The sequence below is a fragment of the Arthrobacter sp. CC3 genome, from assembly GCF_039907775.1.
Taxonomy (GTDB): Bacteria; Actinomycetota; Actinomycetes; order Actinomycetales; family Micrococcaceae; genus Arthrobacter.
This window is the reverse complement of the sequence record NZ_JARCCY010000016.1, coordinates 44,189-61,753: the sequence shown is the minus strand read 5'-3', so window position 1 is coordinate 61,753 and position 17,565 is coordinate 44,189. Positions and strand designations below refer to the sequence as shown.

Annotated in this window: 15 protein-coding genes and 1 tRNA gene; 7 read left to right on the top strand and 9 right to left on the bottom strand. The window is 65.3% G+C overall.

Going from position 1 to position 17,565, the window contains the following annotated elements:
* Positions 1–96 precede the first annotated feature (96 nt).
* The gene (locus tag PV761_RS11680) at positions 97–351 is read right to left on the bottom strand and encodes a cell division protein CrgA (RefSeq protein WP_028272337.1); all 255 of its coding nucleotides are present in this window, start codon (positions 349–351) and stop codon (positions 97–99) included.
* Positions 352–527: 176 nt separating this feature from the next.
* Between PV761_RS11680 and PV761_RS11675 the strand changes: the two genes are divergently transcribed.
* Positions 528–1,316 carry a class E sortase gene (locus PV761_RS11675; protein WP_028272338.1) on the top strand — a complete coding sequence of 263 codons (789 nt, stop codon included), beginning with the start codon at positions 528–530 and terminating at the stop codon, positions 1,314–1,316.
* A gap of 170 nt (positions 1,317–1,486) precedes the next feature.
* Positions 1,487–2,128, top strand: coding sequence for an aminodeoxychorismate/anthranilate synthase component II (locus PV761_RS11670; RefSeq protein WP_028272340.1), 642 nt, complete (start codon positions 1,487–1,489; stop codon positions 2,126–2,128).
* Between the two features lie 44 nt (positions 2,129–2,172).
* Here the strand turns inward: PV761_RS11670 and pknB are convergent, their stop codons facing one another.
* From pknB to PV761_RS11635, 7 genes are read right to left on the bottom strand one after another with little or no spacing between them, the layout of a single operon-like run.
* Positions 2,173–4,059, bottom strand: a complete 1,887-nt coding sequence (pknB, locus tag PV761_RS11665) for a Stk1 family PASTA domain-containing Ser/Thr kinase (protein WP_347896884.1) — start codon at positions 4,057–4,059, stop codon at positions 2,173–2,175.
* Between the two features lie 56 nt (positions 4,060–4,115).
* Positions 4,116–5,945, bottom strand: a complete 1,830-nt coding sequence (locus PV761_RS11660; RefSeq protein WP_347896882.1) for a protein kinase — start codon at positions 5,943–5,945, stop codon at positions 4,116–4,118.
* Positions 5,942–7,402: a penicillin-binding protein 2 gene (locus PV761_RS11655; protein WP_028272343.1), complete on the bottom strand. Its 1,461-nt coding sequence runs from the start codon at positions 7,400–7,402 to the stop codon at positions 5,942–5,944. Before PV761_RS11655 ends, PV761_RS11660 begins: the two co-directional genes overlap by 4 nt.
* Positions 7,399–8,859 carry an FtsW/RodA/SpoVE family cell cycle protein gene (locus tag PV761_RS11650; RefSeq protein WP_347896879.1) on the bottom strand — a complete coding sequence of 487 codons (1,461 nt, stop codon included), beginning with the start codon at positions 8,857–8,859 and terminating at the stop codon, positions 7,399–7,401. Before PV761_RS11650 ends, PV761_RS11655 begins: the two co-directional genes overlap by 4 nt.
* Entirely contained in the window at positions 8,856–10,574 is a 1,719-nt protein-coding gene (locus PV761_RS11645) for a protein phosphatase 2C domain-containing protein (RefSeq protein ID WP_347896936.1), read from the bottom strand. Before PV761_RS11645 ends, PV761_RS11650 begins: the two co-directional genes overlap by 4 nt.
* Before the next feature lie 59 nt (positions 10,575–10,633).
* Complete coding sequence (locus PV761_RS11640) at positions 10,634–11,116, bottom strand: FHA domain-containing protein (RefSeq protein ID WP_011689896.1); 483 nt, start codon at positions 11,114–11,116, stop codon at positions 10,634–10,636.
* Positions 11,113–11,859, bottom strand: a complete 747-nt coding sequence (locus PV761_RS11635; protein ID WP_028272346.1) for a DUF3662 and FHA domain-containing protein — start codon at positions 11,857–11,859, stop codon at positions 11,113–11,115. The genes PV761_RS11640 and PV761_RS11635 overlap by 4 nt, the downstream gene beginning before the upstream one ends.
* 364 nt (positions 11,860–12,223) lie before the next feature.
* On the opposite strand from PV761_RS11635, the gene PV761_RS11630 reads away from it, so the two are divergent.
* The 5 genes from PV761_RS11630 to PV761_RS11610 all read left to right on the top strand — a co-directional run bounded on the left by PV761_RS11630 (position 12,224) and on the right by PV761_RS11610 (position 16,185).
* Positions 12,224–12,306 (top strand) — tRNA-Leu (locus PV761_RS11630).
* A gap of 255 nt (positions 12,307–12,561) precedes the next feature.
* A complete protein-coding gene (locus PV761_RS11625; protein WP_028272347.1) occupies positions 12,562–13,659 on the top strand; it encodes an ABC transporter substrate-binding protein in 1,098 nt (365 codons plus the stop codon).
* A 5-nt stretch (positions 13,660–13,664) separates the two neighbouring features.
* Entirely contained in the window at positions 13,665–14,498 is an 834-nt protein-coding gene (locus PV761_RS11620; RefSeq protein WP_347896876.1) for an ABC transporter ATP-binding protein, read from the top strand.
* Positions 14,495–15,352 (top strand): ABC transporter permease subunit, encoded by an 858-nt coding sequence (locus PV761_RS11615; RefSeq protein WP_347896874.1) that lies wholly within the window; start codon positions 14,495–14,497, stop codon positions 15,350–15,352. The genes PV761_RS11620 and PV761_RS11615 overlap by 4 nt, the downstream gene beginning before the upstream one ends.
* Positions 15,349–16,185, top strand: a complete 837-nt coding sequence (locus PV761_RS11610) for an ABC transporter permease subunit (RefSeq protein WP_347896872.1) — start codon at positions 15,349–15,351, stop codon at positions 16,183–16,185. The genes PV761_RS11615 and PV761_RS11610 overlap by 4 nt, the downstream gene beginning before the upstream one ends.
* Here PV761_RS11610 and PV761_RS11605 read toward each other — a convergent pair.
* Positions 16,113–17,480: an MFS transporter gene (locus PV761_RS11605; RefSeq protein ID WP_347896870.1), complete on the bottom strand. Its 1,368-nt coding sequence runs from the start codon at positions 17,478–17,480 to the stop codon at positions 16,113–16,115. The two genes, PV761_RS11610 and PV761_RS11605, sit on opposite strands and share 73 nt — an antisense overlap.
* Between the last annotated feature and the right edge of the window lie 85 nt (positions 17,481–17,565).

Below are 17,565 nucleotides of genomic sequence, written 5' to 3'. Positions count from 1 at the left end.
AGGCAACAAAAAAGTCGGACCGGCACACATGCCGGTCCGACTTTTTTTGTGACGCAGGTTTCGTGGGGTCAGATAAGAGCCCGGGAAAATCTGTGGCTAGGAACGCCAGCGGGTGGTCATCAGGAACCCCGCAATGGCGATACCGAATCCGGCAACGATGTTCCAGGATTCCCACGCCCTGACAGGGAGTGCGCCCTCGCTGATGTAGAAGGTGATGATCCACAGCAGCCCGATGATCATCAGGCCAAACATGACGGGCTTGAACCACACCGCGTTGGGCTTGTATGCCTGCGATGCAGAAGCCGGCCTGTCCGCGGCGGCGGTCTTCTTTCGTGGCTTTGACTCGGGCACGGGTCCTCCTCGTCGGGCTGAATCAAGGGCGGGGCCTCCGGCTTGATATCCTGCAGGAAGGAACATGCCGGCGGGGTTGGCGCCTTGGGTCAGGTCTGAATTCTTACTAGCAGCCAATTCTAGCTGTAGTTCAGAACACACCCGCGCCAGCCCATGCCGCCGATTGAGGAGACCACGTGGTGCTGCTGGAGAAGGAGACGACCGCTGCCGCGCCGGCGCGCGGCGTCGGAGTTCTCCGGACACTCATCCAGATCGTGGGCGAGCTGCTGATTACGGTGGGAGTCGTCCTCCTTCTGTTCGTCGCCTGGCAGCTGTGGTGGACCAATGTGGAATCCGATGCCAAGCAGAGCGAGACCATCAAGAACTTCGCACAGGAACTGGGTGGTTCCCCTGCCCCGGCGGAGTCGCCCGGCCCGGCGGCATCCGCCCCCGCCGATTACGGTCCGCCGAAGGTTGCCGAAGCGCCGGGACACGGCCAAACCATCGGCATCATGTACATCCCCCGCTTCGGGGCGGACTACACCCGGCCCATCGTGCAGGGAACTTCAACGGACGTCCTGGACACGCTGGGCCTTGGCCACTACAGCGACACGGCGATGCCCGGGGCCACCGGAAACTTCGCCGTGGCCGGCCACCGCCAGACGCACGGGGCCGTCCTGGACAATATCCACACCCTCGTGCCCGGCGACAAGATCTATGTCCAGACCCGGGACGGATTCTATGTCTACGTCTTCCGCAACAACCAGATCGTGCTTCCGTCGGCCACTGACGTGCTGCTTCCGGTGCCCACCCAGCCCGCAGCCAAGCCCACGGAGGCCTACCTCACCATGACCAGCTGCAATCCCCGCTTCGGTTCGCAGGAGCGCATCATCGCGTATTCCCTGCTGGAGCACTGGCAACCGGCGTCGGCGGGACCGCCGGCAGAAATCGCGGCCCAGGTGGCCAAGGCACTCGGGAAGGGCTGACCCATGTATGGATGGATTTTCCGCCACTTGCCGGGACCGCTATGGGTCAGGATTGCCACGGCGCTGGTGCTGCTTGCCGGCGTGCTGGTATTGATGGTTCAGTTCCTCTTCCCCTGGATGTCACAGTTCACACAGTTCACCGACTCAACGATTGGTTTAGTAACTCGACAATGAGCGCCACCAAGATCCTGGTCGTAGACAACTACGACAGCTTTGTTTACACCCTGGTGGGATACCTCCAGGAGCTCGGCGCCGAGACGACGGTGGTCCGCAACGACGACGTCACCCTCGCCGAGGCAATAGAGATGGCGGACGCGCGCGACGGCGTCCTCATCTCTCCCGGTCCCGGCACCCCCGCGGAGGCAGGCGTCTGCATCGACCTGATCAAATGGTGCGGCAGCCACAGCAAGCCGATGTTCGGCGTCTGCCTGGGGCACCAGGCGCTGGCTGAGGCCTACGGCGCCACGGTGACGCATGCCCCGGAACTGATGCACGGGAAGACATCCCTCGTGGAGCATGAAGGAGCCAGCGTTTTCGCCGGACTCCCCTCCCCTGTCACGGCCACGCGCTACCACTCCCTGGCTGCTGTCCGCGAAACCATCCCCGACGTCCTCGAGATCACCGCGCAGACAGCGAACGGCGTGATCATGGGCCTGCAGCACCGGACGGCACCGCTCTGCGGCGTGCAGTTCCATCCGGAGTCGGTCCTCACCGAAGGCGGATACCAGATGCTGGGGAACTGGCTGGAATCCCTCGGCATGACCGGCGCAGCGGAGCGGGCCGCCAAACTGAGCCCGCTCATCCAGCACTAACGGCACCCAACTGACGGCTGGGGCCCGGTGCCGGGGCGCCGCGCCTAGCCGCGGTTGCGGCCGGTCTCGGTAGGCGTAGGCGTGGGGGTCGGTGTGGGCTTGGGCGCCGGCGCCTTGGCAACCACAATGCCGATGGTCTTGCCCTGCTCCACCAGCGCATTGACCGCGTCACTCTGCTCTGTCACCTTGCCGGCTTCAACTTCGGAGTTCTCGACTTCCTTCACGTCGATCCCCAGGCCAAGGTTCTTGAGTGCCGTCTCTGCTTCCGCCCTGGGCAGGCCGCGGAGTTCGGGCATGGCCACCTTGCCGGTGGACACCACGATTTCCACGGTGGTTCCGACGGGGACGGTTTCGCCCGGAGCAGGTTTGGTGGTGATCACGATTCCGGCCGGCACCGTGGCGCTGTTCGCCATGGTGGTGCCGGGGGCGCCCGCTAGGCCAATCTGCCGCAGGACGTCCCGGGCAGCAGCTTCCGTGCGTCCCGGCAGGTCAGCCGGGATTTTGACGGCGCTGGGGCCGTCGGAGATGTTCAGGGTTATTTTCGATTCGGGTTCCATCGCTGTACCGGCTGCCGGGACCGTGCCGATGGCCGTTCCCTTGGTGATGGTGTCGTGCGGCAGCCTGTTGATCTGAGGGCTCAGCCTCGCGTTGTACAGCCGTTGCAGCGCCTCGGATTCGGTGAGCGCCGATACGGCGGGCACGTCGACCTTCGCCACGGGAGGCGGCGGCTGGTTCATCATGTTGTACAGCCAGAGGCCGCCGCCGGCCAGGACCAGCAGGGTGAAAATGACCAAGGTGGCAATCCACGTCCGACGGCGGGACTTCTGCCGCGGGGTCCGCTCACGTTCGGGCGGGAAGCCGAGCGGAAGATCGTTGGATTCGGAAGGTTCGTAAACCTGGGCGGGAATCGCCTGGTCGTCGCCGAGTGTGTCATTGAGCGGCCGGAGCCGGCCGCTGGGCGAATCGTCAAGGAACGCAGCGCCCGTCAGCGCGTAGGGGGCGGCCTGCGCCGTCCGCTCCGCGGCCGGGTTGTTGGCGTCCGTCGGTTCCTCGCCCGCCGCCGCGTCCGGCACGGAGACGCCGTTGCGTGCCGCCCGGAGGGCCCGCTGGAACGCGGCCGCGTCCTGGAAACGGTCGGCCCGGTTCTTTTGGAGGGCCTTGACCAGCACGCTGTCCAGGGCCTCTGATACCTCGGGGTTGAGGCTGCTGGCCAGTCCCGGAATCTCACGGACGTGCTGGTAGGCGACGGAAACGGGACTATCGCCAACAAAGGGGGGCCGCCCCGTCAGCATTTCATACAGCAGGCAGGCCGCTGAGTACAGGTCGCTGCGGGCGTCCACGGTTTCGCCGCGGGCCTGTTCCGGTGACAGGTACTGGGCGGTGCCCACCACGGCCTGGGTCTGGGTCATGGTGGCGGACGAATCAGCCATGGCCCGGGCAATCCCGAAATCCATGACCTTGATGGTGTCCGAGTCTTCGCAGAACATCACATTCGCGGGCTTGATATCCCGGTGGACGATTCCTGCCCGGTGGCTGTACTCGAGGGCCGAGAGCACGCCCAGGGTGAAGTCGATGGCATGGTCAATGCTGACTTCCTTCGCGCGGATCAGATCCCTCAGGGTCTTCCCGGACACGAATTCCATCACGATGTACGGCACGCGGACGGTGTCCTCGGGGCCGCCCGGCACCGCGTGGTCACCGGTGTCGTAAATGGCAACAATCGAAGGATGGTTCAAGGCTGCCACGGCCTGGGCTTCGCGCTTGAACCGTGCCTGGAACTGCGGATCCCGGGCAAGATCCGGGCGCAGCAGCTTGATGGCCACTGTCCTGCCGAGCCGCGTATCAACGCCGCGGTGGACGTCTGCCATGCCGCCGCGGCCAATCAGCTCACCGAGTTCGTACCGTCCGTTGAGGACGCGCTGGGTATTCACTGGAAGGCTGTCCTCTCTGTGCGACGGGAGGCGGGGTGAGTCCGGCACTGTGCGCCTTAGTTCGACGTCGACGTGGTGGGGGTGGGCAGGAGTTCCTGGGCGAGGTGGTACGTCACGACGGACCCGGCGGGCACCTTGCTGCCGGCGCCCGGTTCCGAACTGACGAAGGTCCCGGCCTGCTGCCCGGCGCTGCCGGGAACATCCGCCCCCTTGACCCAACGCAGACCGGCGTCCTCGATGGCCTTCTGTGTTTGCGACTCGGAACTGCCTACGCCGATCGCGGGCACAGAGGACTCCGGGGCCGGTTCCTGGCCCTTGGAATAGGTGACGGTGATGGTCTCGCCGGGAGCCACCGGACCGGACGGTTCGATGTTGGTGACCGTTCCCTCCGGCTTGTCGCTGAACACCGGGTCACCCTTGACGGTGAGCCCCATGCCCACGAGCTGGCTGCGGACGGTGTTGTACGGCTGGCCCAGGTAGGCATCCGGGATCAGGTTGATGGTTTCCGGAGTGGACTGCGTGGGCGTCGGGCTCGCGCTCGAGGCTGTGGGGCTGGCCGACGTGGACGTCGGCGAGGCACTCCGACTGGTGGGTTTGGCGCTGGTCGACGTCGATGAAGACTCGGCCGGGCCGGACGGGGAGAAGATGCCGGCCTGCGTGAGCATGACACCTATCAGCGCGAACAGGACGAGCACGATCAGGGCGATGAGCGGCCACGTCCACGGGCTGCGGCCCTTGCGCTGCGGTTCGTCCACCGGTTCGTCGTAGCGGTCCTGCTCCTCTTCCTGGTCCCAGCTGCGCTGCGCGGCCAGGGCGTCGGCGCGTGACAGCGTGCTGTGCGGACCCGTGGCTGCGGCAGCTGCCGCTCCTGCCGCGAGCCCGGCTGCAGCGCCGGCGCCGGCGGCGCCAACCACCGGAAGTGCGGAAGTCGTCGTCGTCGATTTGTCCTTTTCAGGGGATTCGATGACGCCGGTTGCGGCGGTGGGGATATCCACCGGCGCGGTGATCGGCCCCGTGGCCGCCTCGAAGAGCAGCATTCCGGGGACGGCGGCGTGCGCAGCGGCGATGTCACCGTTACGGATGGCTTCCGCTGCCTCGGACAGCTTGATGGCGTTGGCCGGGCGGTTCTTGGGGTCCTTGGCGAGCATGGACATCAGGAGGGCCCGTACCGGCGTCGGCAGGGTTTCGGGAAGGGGCGGCGGGGCGTCGTTCACCTGGGCAAGCGCGATGGCGATCTGCGATTCACCGGAGAACGGACGGTGTCCCGTGAGGCACTCGTAGCCGATGACGCCGAGGGAGTAGATGTCCGAGGCGCCCGTGGCCGTCTGGCCGGTGGCCTGTTCCGGTGCGAGGTACTGGGCGGTGCCCATGACCTGTCCGGTCTGGGTCAGCGGGACCTGGTCCGCCAGCCGGGCGATGCCGAAGTCGGTCACCTTGACGCGGCCGTCCGGGGTGATCAGCAGGTTGCCGGGCTTGATGTCGCGGTGCACCAGGCCCTGTGAGTGGGCCACGGACAGGGCGCGGGCAGTCTGGGCGATCATGGACAGCGTACGGTCCGGGGACAGCACCTGTTCGCGCTCGATGATGCTGCTCAGCGGATGGCCCGGGACCAGCTCCATCACGAGGTAGGCCGAGCCCTCTTCTTCGCCGTAGTCAAAGACATTGGCGATGCCGACGTGATTCAGCAGCGCCGTGTGGCGCGCCTCGGCACGGAAGCGCTGGAGGAACCCGGGATCGCCCGTGTACTCCTCTTTGAGCACCTTGATGGCGACAATCCTGCCAAGGATAAGATCCTTGGCTTTCCAGACTTCTCCCATCCCGCCAATCGCAATACGCGTGGTCAGCTGGAATCTCCCGCCGAGGGTGATTCCCGATGTAGGCCTCACTTATTCAACACCGCCTCAAAAATCTTCTTCGCGTTCGGACTGGTTAGCTGTGCGCCGGTAGTGATGTCCACGCCCTGCATGACGATGGTCACCGACACCTGCGGGTCGTTGGCCGGGGCGAACCCCGTAAACCATGAGTTGTTCAAGCCGTCGGTTCCCAGCTCGGCAGTACCGGTCTTGCCGGCCACCTGGACGCCGGGAACGGCGGCCCCGCGGCCGATGCCTTCACTGACCACGCTGGTCATCCACTCGGTAATCTGCCGCGAAATCTCGGGGCTGGTGGACGTCCGGAGGACTTCGGGCTTCGGTTCGCTGATGATGCGCAGGTCCGGTGACCGCACGGTCTTGATCAGGTTCGGCTGCATCTGGACACCGCCGTTGGCGATGGCCGAGGTCATCAGCGCGATCTGCAGCGGCGTGGCCCGAACATCGCGCTGGCCGATGGCGGACTGTGCGAGCCCGGCCGGGTCCAGCTGCTCCGCCGGGAAGGCCTTCTTGGCGTAGTCCAGCTTCAGCTGGTCGCCGAGGTCCTCGCCGAAGCCGAACTTGGCGGCCTGATCGGCGATGGCTTCCTGGCCCAGGTCCCGGGCGATGTCTGCGAACGGAGTGTTGCACGACTGCTGCAGGGCAAAGGCGAAACTCGCCGTGTTCTGGGTGTAGCAGTTGCCGCCGGCGTAGTTCGGCAGCTTGTACTGGATGCCGGGGAAGCTCATTTCGGCGGGGTTGGGCAGGACACTGTCCTTGTTGTATTTGCCCGAGCTGAGCGCCGCCGCCGTGTCGACGAGCTTGAAGACGGAACCCGGCGCCAGGAGCGCGCCGGTGGGGCCGCTGACGTTCTGGTTCAGGTTGATGCCAGGGATTTTGTTCAGCTCGTTGTAGTTCGCCGCCTCGGCATCAGCGTCCTGCGTTGCGATCAGGTTCGGGTCGTACGAAGGTTTGGACACCATGGCCAGAATGTTGCCCGTCTTCGGGTCCGTCACCACAATGGAGCCCCGCTGGCCGTCCGGAATGGAGTCGTAGGCAAGCTTCTGGAGCGCCGGATCAATGGTGAGTTCAACCGAGGCGCCCTTGGGCTGGTTGCCGAGGAACAACTGGCCGATGCGGTCCAGGAAGAGCTGGTCGGAGCTGCCGGCCAGCTGCTCGTTCAGCGCGCTTTCCAGCCCGGTGACACCGTAGTTCTTGGAGAAATATCCCGTGATGCCGGCATACAGTTCGGGCTCCGTGTAGGTCCGCTGGAATTTGCAGCTTTCCGATGCCGCGACGGACTGCGCGATGGGCTTTCCGCCGACGATGATGGCGCCGCGGTCGTTGCAGTAGTTCTGCAGGATTGCACGCTTGTTCCAGGGGTTTGCCTGCAGTTCATCGGCACCCACCACCTGGACATAGCTGAGGGCGCCGAAGATCAGCGCGAACATGGCTACCGCGGCGATCCATGAATTCCGAATTGCGTGGTTCACAGTTGTTTCACCGCTTCAGTTGGCGCGTCGGGATGGGCGGAGGAAGGCTGACGGCCCGGCTGCTTGGCCGGCCGCGGCGGGGAAGACGGAGCAGGCTTCTTTTCACCGGGCTCCGCGCCTTGCGGCATGGGCGTGGTGTCCACCGGACCGCGGGCGGTGTGCGAAATCATCAGGAGCAGGCCAACGATGATCCAGTTCGCCAGCAGCGAGGACCCGCCCGCGGCCAGGAACGGCGTGGTGAGCCCGGTCAGCGGGATCAGGCGCGTGACGCCGCCGATCACCACGAAGCACTGCAGGGCGATGGCGAAGGACAGCCCGCAGGCCAGCAGCTTCCCGAAAGCATCCCGGGTGCCCAGTGCTGCACGGAAACCCCGCGTGAACAGGAGCAGGTACATCAGCACGATGGCGAAGAGGCCGATCAGGCCGAGTTCCTCGCCGAAGGAGGCGATGATCATGTCGCTGTTGGCAAACGGCACCAGGTTCGGCCGCCCCTGGCCGAGTCCGGTACCCACGAGGCCGCCGTTGGCCATGCCGAACAGGCCCTCGACGATCTGCAGGCTGCCGCCGTACTGGCGTCCGTACACCTCGTCCGTGAAGGCGTTGAGCCAGCCGTCGATGCGGAGCCCCACGTGGGAGAAGACCCGGGAGGCAACGAAGCCGCCGCCGAGCAGCAGTCCCACACCGATGATCACCCAGCTGATCCGGCTCGTGGCCACGTAGATCATCACGATGAAAAGTCCGAAGAACAGCACCGACGAGCCGAGGTCGCGCTGGAAAATGAGAACCCCGATGCTCACCAGCCACGCGGTGATCATGGGTCCCATGTCCTTGAAGCGCGGGAACTGGAGCGGCCCGATCTTGCGGCCTGCCAAAAGGATGAGGTCCCGGTTGGACGAAAGATACCCGGCGAAGAATATGGCCAGCGTGATCTTGGCAATTTCGCCCGGCTGGAAGGTCATCGGGCCGATCTTGATCCACACGCTGGCGCCGAGAATCTCACCCGCGGAGATGCCCGGTACGAGCGGCAGAATCAGGAGCAGGGCACTCACGGCAAGGGAAATATATGTGAACCGGCGCAGGATCCGGTGGTCCTTGAGGAACCAGATGACGGCGATGGCCACACCCATGGCCATCAGGGTCCAGCGGAGCTGGTTGTTGCCGGTGTCCTCGCCCACCCGGTCCAGGCGGTGGATCATCGCCAGCCCCAGGCCGTTCAAAGCAACGACCAGGGGAAGTATTACCGGGTCGGCATATTTTGCCCGGATCCTAAGCACCACATGGAAGACGAGCGCGGCCGCAGCGAGCAGGCTGGACTGGAACCAGAAGTCCGAGTCGAAGGCTTTCTGCTGGTCAACGCCGACGAGGGCGTTGGCGCCGATGCCCACGGCAAGAGCCAGGACCAGGAGTGCCAGTTCGGTATTCCGTCGTGGCTTGGGGGTGGCCTCAATCTGCGTCATTTGGCCTCCTCACAAGTATTGGCGGACGGGCTGGGCGTGGCGGATGGCTTGGCGGTTCCGGGCGGTGCCGCGGTGCCGCTTGGTGCAGGCTCGGCGCCCGATGCGGACGGCGAAGCGGTTGACGGCGTGGCCGTCGGGCTGGCGCATTCGTCCGCCGGCGATGTTGTGCCGGTCAGATCGAGGTTCTTGACGATCCGCTGTGCGTCGTAGAGGTCGCGTGCCGGGACGGTCTGGCGGACCCGCTGCTGCGAGAATTCCGGAAGGTCGGACATGCGGATGTCCGTCACCGTCTCCAGCGTGGAGAGCTGGATGGGTCCCAGCCGCTGCGACACGCCGTTGAAGATGGCAACCCGCTGGTCGTATTCGCCGATGTAATAGCGCGTTTGAGTCCAGGCATACCCGAGCCACAAACCGACGCTCAGGATGACCAGGAGTGCGGCGGCCGTTGCGATGGTGACCCAACGGCGCGGCTTGGCGGCCGGCTTGTATTCGTCGGTTTCCTCGCGGCCCTGATCCGACTTGTGGGTGAGGACTGTGGCTGCGCGGCGTGCGACAGTCCGGCCGGCGATGGTTGGAATCGACCCGGATTCGGCGGCGGCAGCGGCTGCTCCGACAAGTTCATGCGGACGCGTGGAAAGTTCCTCGCGGAGTACGGCGGCCGACAGGTGCTCGCCCAGATGCGGGTCCGTGGTGGTGGTGGGTTCACCAGTCTTGGAGGGGTTCTTCGGGCCGGCGTCGTCGTTGCCGGCTTCGCCGGCAGCCCCGGCGTCCGCCCCGGGTGCGGCCGGTTTGTCCCCGGAGGCCGCAGCGGCGTCCGCCCCCGGGGTGGCATCCGCCCCGGCGGCGGCAGCCGGGACGGCCCCGGCGGCCTCTCCGGCGGGCGTGGGCTTTGTGTCCTCCGGGGATGCTGCCGGCGTCCCGGCCAGGGCGGCGGGTTTTGCCGCATCTGTGCTGCCGGCCGGTGGCTGAACGATTTCTACAGCGGCCGTGCGGACGTCGTCGGGCGTCTGTTCGGCGATTTCGAGCATGACCACCGTGACGTTGTCCGGTGCGCCGGCCTCAAGGGTCAGGTCCACAAGGGTTTCGACGCATTCGCGCAGATCCTTGGTTTCGCGGACGGTCCGTTCCACGACGTGTCCCGCCACATAGTTCAGGCCGTCGGAGCAGAGCAGCCATCGTTCGCCGGGTTCAACGTCGAGGGTTGCGAGGTCGAGTTCGGGGCTGGCATCAACATCGCCCAGGACCCGCATCAGGACGTTCTTATGCGGATGGGTTTCCGCTTCCTCGGGGCGCAGACGGCCTTCGTCGATAAGCCGCTGGACAAAGGTGTGGTCGACGCTGATCTGCTTGAACTCGCCGTTGCGCAGGCGGTAGGCGCGGGAGTCGCCGATATGGGCGAAGTGCAGTTTTCCTTCGGCGAGGAGGAGGGCCGTAACGGTGGTTCCCATGCCGGCAAGCTTCGGATTGATGTGCACGAGTTCAGACAGGAGGGAATTGGCGGTCTGGATCTCGTCCGCCAGCACGGTCCCGGCGTCGCCGTCGTAATGACCATGGTCCAGGTGCAGCATGTCCAGGACGGTGGCCGCGGAGGCCACGTCACCCCCGGCGTGTCCGCCCATGCCGTCCGCCACGATCGCCAGGTGCCGGCCGACATAGGCGGAGTCATCATTTTTGGCGCGGATGCGTCCCACGTCCGAGCGGGCGGCGTAGCGCATGATGAGCGGCCGCGTCGGGGCGGGGCCCTTGTCGGCGGGAGTTTCCGGGACGGCCACGGCTATGGCCTCAATTCGATGACCGTCTTGCCGATTCTCACGGGGACACCGAGCTCCACCGGGAGCGCTCGGGTGAGCTGCTGATTGGCCAGGTATGTGCCGTTGGTCGAGCCTAGATCCTCGATGAACCAACGGCTGCCCTGCGGGAACAGCCGGGCGTGCCGGCCCGAAGCGTAATCATCTTCAAGGACCAGCGTGGCCTCCTGTGCACGGCCCAGGAGGATGGGGCTATCTGCCAGTGGAATGGTGTGGCCTTTGAGCGGACCTTCCGTGACAACCAGCTGGCGGGCCTGCTGCTTCGCGGGAGGCGGTGCCGTTTCTGCCAGTTCAGGGTGCTTGCGTACCTGGCGGGCGGTGGGAGCACCCATCGCCGCCTTCCTGCCGATCATCAGGTCCCGTCGCATGGCAGACACGATGCTGAAGATGAGGACCCACAGCAACAGGAGGAATCCGAAGCGCAGGGCCGTAATGGTCAGTTCGCTCACGGGCGGCCACCGGAGTCGGCGGGCAAAAGGCGGAAGATGATTTTGGTCCGTCCCATCGTGATGGTGGAGCCGTCAGTAAGGTCGACGCTGCCGACAACCTTGTGTCCGTTGACGTAGCTGCCATTGGTGGATCCCAGGTCTACGGCTTCTGTGGTGCCGTTTGTGGTGCGTATTTCGAGGTGGCGCCGTGAAACTCCGGTGTCGTCCACCAGGATGTCAGCCTCCGATGACCTGCCGAGGACGATGGAGGCTGCATTGAGCGAATAGCGCTGGCCGTCGATGTCCAGGACCGGCTGAAGGCGGACGGGCTGGCGGCTCGGCGCGGCGGGCACGTTGTTCCGCGGCATCGGCGGGGCTGCGGCGGAACCGGAGGCGTTCTCTGTTTTCGAATCGATCTCGAAGTCACCGGCGCGTATTTCCTCGTCGCGGCGGAAGGAAATGCGGACCGAGCCGCGGAGCGTGTAGCCCTGGCTTCTGACGTGGTTGATTACTACGTCGCAGAGTTCCTCGGCCAGGGGAGTGCCCCATTCCTGGGCCCGCTTGAAGTCGTCCTCGCTGAGGCGGACGTCAAAAACGTTCGGGGCAAGTGTTCGTCCGGCGGCGACGGTGATGGCTTTGTGGTCAACTTCCCGGCGGAGCCGGCTGGCGATTTCCACAGGCTCAACCTGGGCCTTCGAACCGGTGGAGAAGACACCGCGGACGGCCTTTTCGATGCCGCGCTCGACTTTGTCCAGCATTCCCATGGCACCTCTCCTCTCCCTACGGCTGCGGGGCAGCACACGATTCGGAACTCAGTTCACAACATTGCCGGGAGTGCGCCGGGGACGGGCACTCCTACATCTGATACTACTGGCCGGGGCTGTGAATGACCTTAATGCACAACGCCGGGGCGCGGAGATTAGTTCACGGGCGGCTGAGCCGGCCAGGGTCTTCCGGCGTCTCCGCACTGGCGGATCCACGCGCCTGACCGGCGGGATTATTCCGGCCTGCAGGGTGCCCGGAAGGCCGATTGGTGTTTTGCCGTGGTTGTCCGTTATGCTTGATCTCGCTGCTTTTACGAGGTTGGCAGTCCGGATAACGGGCTTCCTTTCCAGTGAAAGAAGTTGCGCGCGAGTGGCGGAACGGCAGACGCGCTGGCTTCAGGTGCCAGTGTCCGAAAGGGCGTGGGGGTTCAAATCCCCCCTCGCGCACGCAAATGGAAGAGCCCCGGTCTTAGGACCGGGGCTCTTCCGCTTTCAACCATACGCTCCGAGGGTTATAGGACCACGCTCCGACCTCATTTCCCCGCCGCGCGACGTCGATCGCGCCAGCCCCCATCTAAGTGACAGTTAACTTCGCTGAAACGGCTCAAGCAGATTCCTGAAACAACCGTTCCATAGTGTCGGTGCCAGACGGCCCCCGGGGGCCGCTTTCACACGTGACCGCCTCCCGATTTGGAGTAGATAATGACGGCTTTCAGTTCGGACAAAGGACCGCTGCGCCCATCGCGGCGGATGGTGCTGGCAGGATTTTCGTCGGCCGCCCTGGTGGCGCTGACCGGCTGCGCAGCCGAATCCGGCGCGACGGCTCCGGCCGCTTCAGGTACGGCTTCCGGGGCGGCCGCCGAGTTCGGCACGCTTGAGGTCCAGCTTTCGTGGCTGAAGAACGCGGAATTCGCCGGTGAGTATTTTGCCGACAGCAAGGGCTACTACAAGGACGCGGGCTTTAGCGCAGTCAACCTGATTGCCGGCGGCCCGGGCGGGGCATCGGCGGAGACCATGGTCCTGTCCGGCAAAGCCCTGGTGGGCACCTCCTCGCCGGTGGGCGTTGCGCCGGTGGTCCTCAACGAGGGTGCGCCGCTGAAGATCATCGGCTCCACCTATCAGAAGAACCCGTTCACCATCGTGTCGCTGGCGGCCAACTCCATCACCGCCCCGGAAGACCTCATCGGCAAGAAGATCGGAGTCCAGGCAGGCGTCAACGAAACGTTGTTCGATGCCCTGCTGGAGGTCAACAAGATCGACGCGTCAAAGGTCACCAAAGTACCGGTGCAGTACGATCCGCAGCCGCTGCTGAACGGCGACGTCGAGGGCTTCTTCGCGTACCTGACCAATGAGGTGCTCACGCTTGAGCTGGGCGGGCACAAGACGGCGGTCCTGCCGTTCGCGGACAACGGCCTGCCTTTCATTGCCGAAAGCTTCGTGGTTACCGAGGAATCCATCAAGGACAAGAGGCCGGAGCTGAAGGCGTTCCTGGTGGCCACCATCAAGGGCTGGAAGGATGCCCTGGCCGATCCGGCGGAATCGGCGCGGCTTGCCGTTGAGGTCTACGGCAAGGAGCTGGGCCTGACCATGGCCAAGGAGAAGGGCCAGGCGGAAGCCCAGAACACCAAGCTCATTGCCACGCCGGAGACGGACAGCAACGGCCTCTTCACTGTGTCCAAGGAGCTGATGGACAAGAACATCGAGATCCTCAAGCTCGCCGGCTACGACACCACCGCGGACGCGATCTTCGACCTGAGCCTCCTCGACGAGGTCTATGCCGAAAACCCCGACCTTAAGTAGGACGCATGACTGAAGTGAGCACGGACGTCGTCGCCGGAGGACTGCTCTCCGGGACGGGCATATCGCTCAGCAACCTGGGCAAGAGTTTCCGGATGGGGCGGAAGAGCGTGGTGGCACTGGAGGACGCCAACCTGATGACGTCCAAGGGAACGTTCCTCTCCCTGCTGGGACCCTCCGGATGCGGCAAGTCCACCATCCTGAGGATTCTTGCCGGCCTGGAAACCCCCACCACCGGACAAGTGACGGTGGACGGTCACACGCCGGCCGAGCTGCGGACGCGGCATGAACTGGGGATCGCCTTCCAGGATCCGGCTTTGCTGCCCTGGCGGAGCGTGGTGTCCAACATCCGGCTGCCTTTCGAGGTGGCCGGGCTCCCCGTTGACCACGCAATGGTGGATGACCTGGTGGAGTTGATCGGTCTGAAGGGCTTCGAAAAGGCAAAGCCGGCCCAGCTGTCCGGAGGCATGCGGCAGCGGGTGTCCATCGCCCGTGCCCTGGCGCTCAAGCCGTCGGTGCTGCTGCTTGATGAGCCTTTCGGTGCACTGGACGACATGACCCGCCAGCGGCTGAACCTTGAGCTGCTACGGATCTGGACGGAGAAGCCTGCCACGACCCTGATGGTCACCCACGGCATCGCCGAGGCCATGTTCCTCTCCGACGTGGTGGCTGTGATGAGCGCCCGCCCGGGCCGGATCAAGGAGATCATCACCGTGGACCTGCCCCGTCCCAGGACTCCGGAGATGATGCGCACGCCGGAGTTCCACGCGCTGTGTGACCGTGCGTCCGAGCTCTTGTTCGGCGACGCCGGCGCGCCACTTGAGGAAGTGGAGTCACCGTGACACGGCCCTTTCTGTTAAGTGCGAGGCTGTTAAGTACGACGGCGGCCCGGCCGCTGCCGCCGTGGGCCGCGGCCGCGATCGGCGTGTCAGCCACGGTTGCGCTCTGGTGGCTGGCCGCCGCAACGGTGCTTTCCGGGGTGGGCGCCAGTGCGGACGGTTCCGGCGGTGCCGTGCCGACGCCGCCGGAAGTCCTGGGGCAACTGGCGCGCGACGGCGTCGGGTTTTACTGGCCCAACCTGGCGGTGACAACGGCCGAAGCGTCCGCGGGGTATCTGTGGGGGAACGCCGCTGCACTGCTGCTGTCCGCGAGCGTCCTGGTGCTTCCGTCCCTGGAACGGCTGGTCACCCAGCTGGCGGTGATCAGCTATTGCCTGCCCATCGTGGCCATCGGGCCGCTGGCCTTCATCGTCATCGGCTCGCCCGCACGCGGGGAATCGTCCGGCACGGCCGTCCTCTTGGCGGGCATCTCGGTTTTCTTCACCACCGTGGTGGGCGCGCTGGCGGCGCTGAAGAGCGCGGACCGGGCCAGCCTGGACCTCGTGGCGGTCTACGGCGGGGGACGGCTGATGCAGTTGGTGAAGGTCCAGCTCATCTCCGCATTGCCTGGGATCCTGAACGCGTTGAAGATCGCCGTCCCGGCCGCCGTCCTGGGCGCCGTGCTGGGCGAATACGTGGGCGGCGTGGACCGGGGCATCGGACCTGCCCTCGTCAACGCGCAACAAAACCTCGAGATCGCCAGGGCCTGGGGTGTCGCTCTGGTGGCGGGACTGCTTGCCGGGGCCGGCTATGGAGCCTTCGCGCTGCTGGCGCGGTTCGTGGCTCCGTGGTCCTCCGGGCGCCAGGCGGCATCATGAATGCCGGCCGTATGAAGACGGGTCCGGCTGCCGGACTGGCCGCACTGAAAGGTGCGGGCCGCGCGGGGGTGGGCCTGCTGGTTTCCCTGGCCGTGGTGCTGCTGCTGTGGGTGGCGCTGCTCAAGATCTTCAACATCTCGCCTTTTGTCGGCAAGGGCCCGCTGGACGTGGTCAACTTCCTGTTCGCTGTGCCGGCCGCGGAAACCAACCGTCAAGCTGTCCTGCAGAACCTCGGCCAGACCATGGTGGACGCCTTCCTCGGGTTCACCGCGGGAATGGTGGGCGCCGTGGTGATTGCCGGTGTGTTCGTCCTGTTCCGCGGTGTGGAGAACGCCCTGATGCCGGTGGCCATGCTGCTGCGCTCCGTTCCGCTCGTGGCGCTGGCGCCCATCATCATCCTGGTCTTCGGCCGGCAGGAACCGGCGGTCGCAGCGATCGGCGGAATCGTGGTGCTGTTCCCCGCCCTGGTCACCCTTGTGTTCGGGCTGCGCTCGGCGTCCCCGGCCATGCTCGAAGTCATCGACGTCTATGGCGGATCACGCTGGACCGCCCTGCTGAAAGTGGCCCTGCCGTCGTCCCTGCCGGCCTTCTTCACCGCCGTGAAAGTCTCCATTCCCGGGGCTATCACCGGCGCGCTGCTGGCGGAGTGGCTCGCCACGGGGAAGGGGATCGGCTACGCCATCATCTCTGCCGTGTCCCGGGCAAGGAACAACGAGGTGTGGGCGTCAGTGGTGGTGATCACCCTGGTGTCGATCATCCTCTACACCGTGGTGGCGCTGCTCGAGGAGGCCATGCTGCGGCGGTCCGGGAGGTTGCCGTCGGCGTCCGGGTGACCCGCCGTCGTCGTCCGTTCCTTGAGGAAGTACACCAGGCCGGCGGCGAGGGTGGATGCCGCCGCCAGGGCGAACAGTCCCGGCACCACGCTTCCGGTCTGTTCCTTGATGATGCCGAAACCGAACGGCGCCACGAAGCCGCCCAGGTTGCCGAGCGAGTTGATGATGGCGATGGCCGGTGCCAGGACCAGGGGATGCAGGCCCGACTGGGGAATGGTCCAGAACAGCGGGGACGCGCTCTTGAAACCCATCGCGGCCACGGCCAGGAACACCAGGGCCAGGACCGGAGTGGCGACGGCCGCCGCGAACGTTCCCACGGCGGCCACGAGCAGGGCAACCACCAGCAGCGGGCGCTTGGAGGTGGCCTTGTCCTGCCACTTGGCCGCGAAGTACATGGCGACGACGGCGCACACCCAGGGAATGGCGGACAGGAAACCGACGCTCAGGTCCGTGGTGCCGGGGATCTGCTTGACGATGCTGGGCAGCCAGAAGGTGTTGGCGTAGATGGACAGCTGGACCGAGAAGTAGATGCCGCACAGCAGGAGGATCTGCGGGTTCAGCAGCATCTTCCAGCGGTTGATTTTGGTGTCCTGGCTGCCGGTGTGCTGGGCATCCTCGCCGGCGATGGCGCTGATGAGTGCAGCCTTTTCCTTGAGGGTCAGCCATTTGGCGTCCTCGATCCTGGCGTCCAGGAGGAAGTAGACGGTGATGCCAACGATCACTGAGAGCAGTCCTTCGAAACCGAAGAGCCACTGCCAGCCGCGGAATCCCAGCGCGCCCTGGAGGCTGAGCAGCATTCCGGCGATGGGCCCCGACAGGGCGGCGGCAACCGAGGAACCGGCGATGAAAATGGCGGTGGCCTTGCCCCGCTCGCCGGCCGGTACCCAGCGGGCGAAGTAGAAGATGACGGCGGGGAAGAATCCCGCCTCGGCCGCTCCCAGCAGGAAGCGCAGCACATAGAACATCATTTCGTTCTGCACGAACGCCATCAGGAAGGAAACGATGCCCCAGCTGACCATGATCCTGGTCAGCCAGACCCTGGCACCGAATTTCTCCATCATCACGTTGCTGGGCAGTTCAAAGATCGCGTAGGCGATGAAGAACAGCCCTGCCCCGAAACCGTAGGCTGCGGCGCCGATGCCGACATCCGCTTCCAGGTGCTCGTGGGCGTAGCCGATGTTCGAACGGTTCAGCTGGTTGCAGACGAGCATGACCAGCATGATGGGCAGGACGCGCCGGAAGAACTTCTTGGTGGCAGACGCCAGATCCGTGACAGCGATGTCGACAGACTGCATGGGAAAAATCCTCTGAATCGATGAAAAAGCATGCGCTGCGGGGGACCGGGCGGCCAGTCCTTTGTGGTCCTCGCCACAGCCTTCC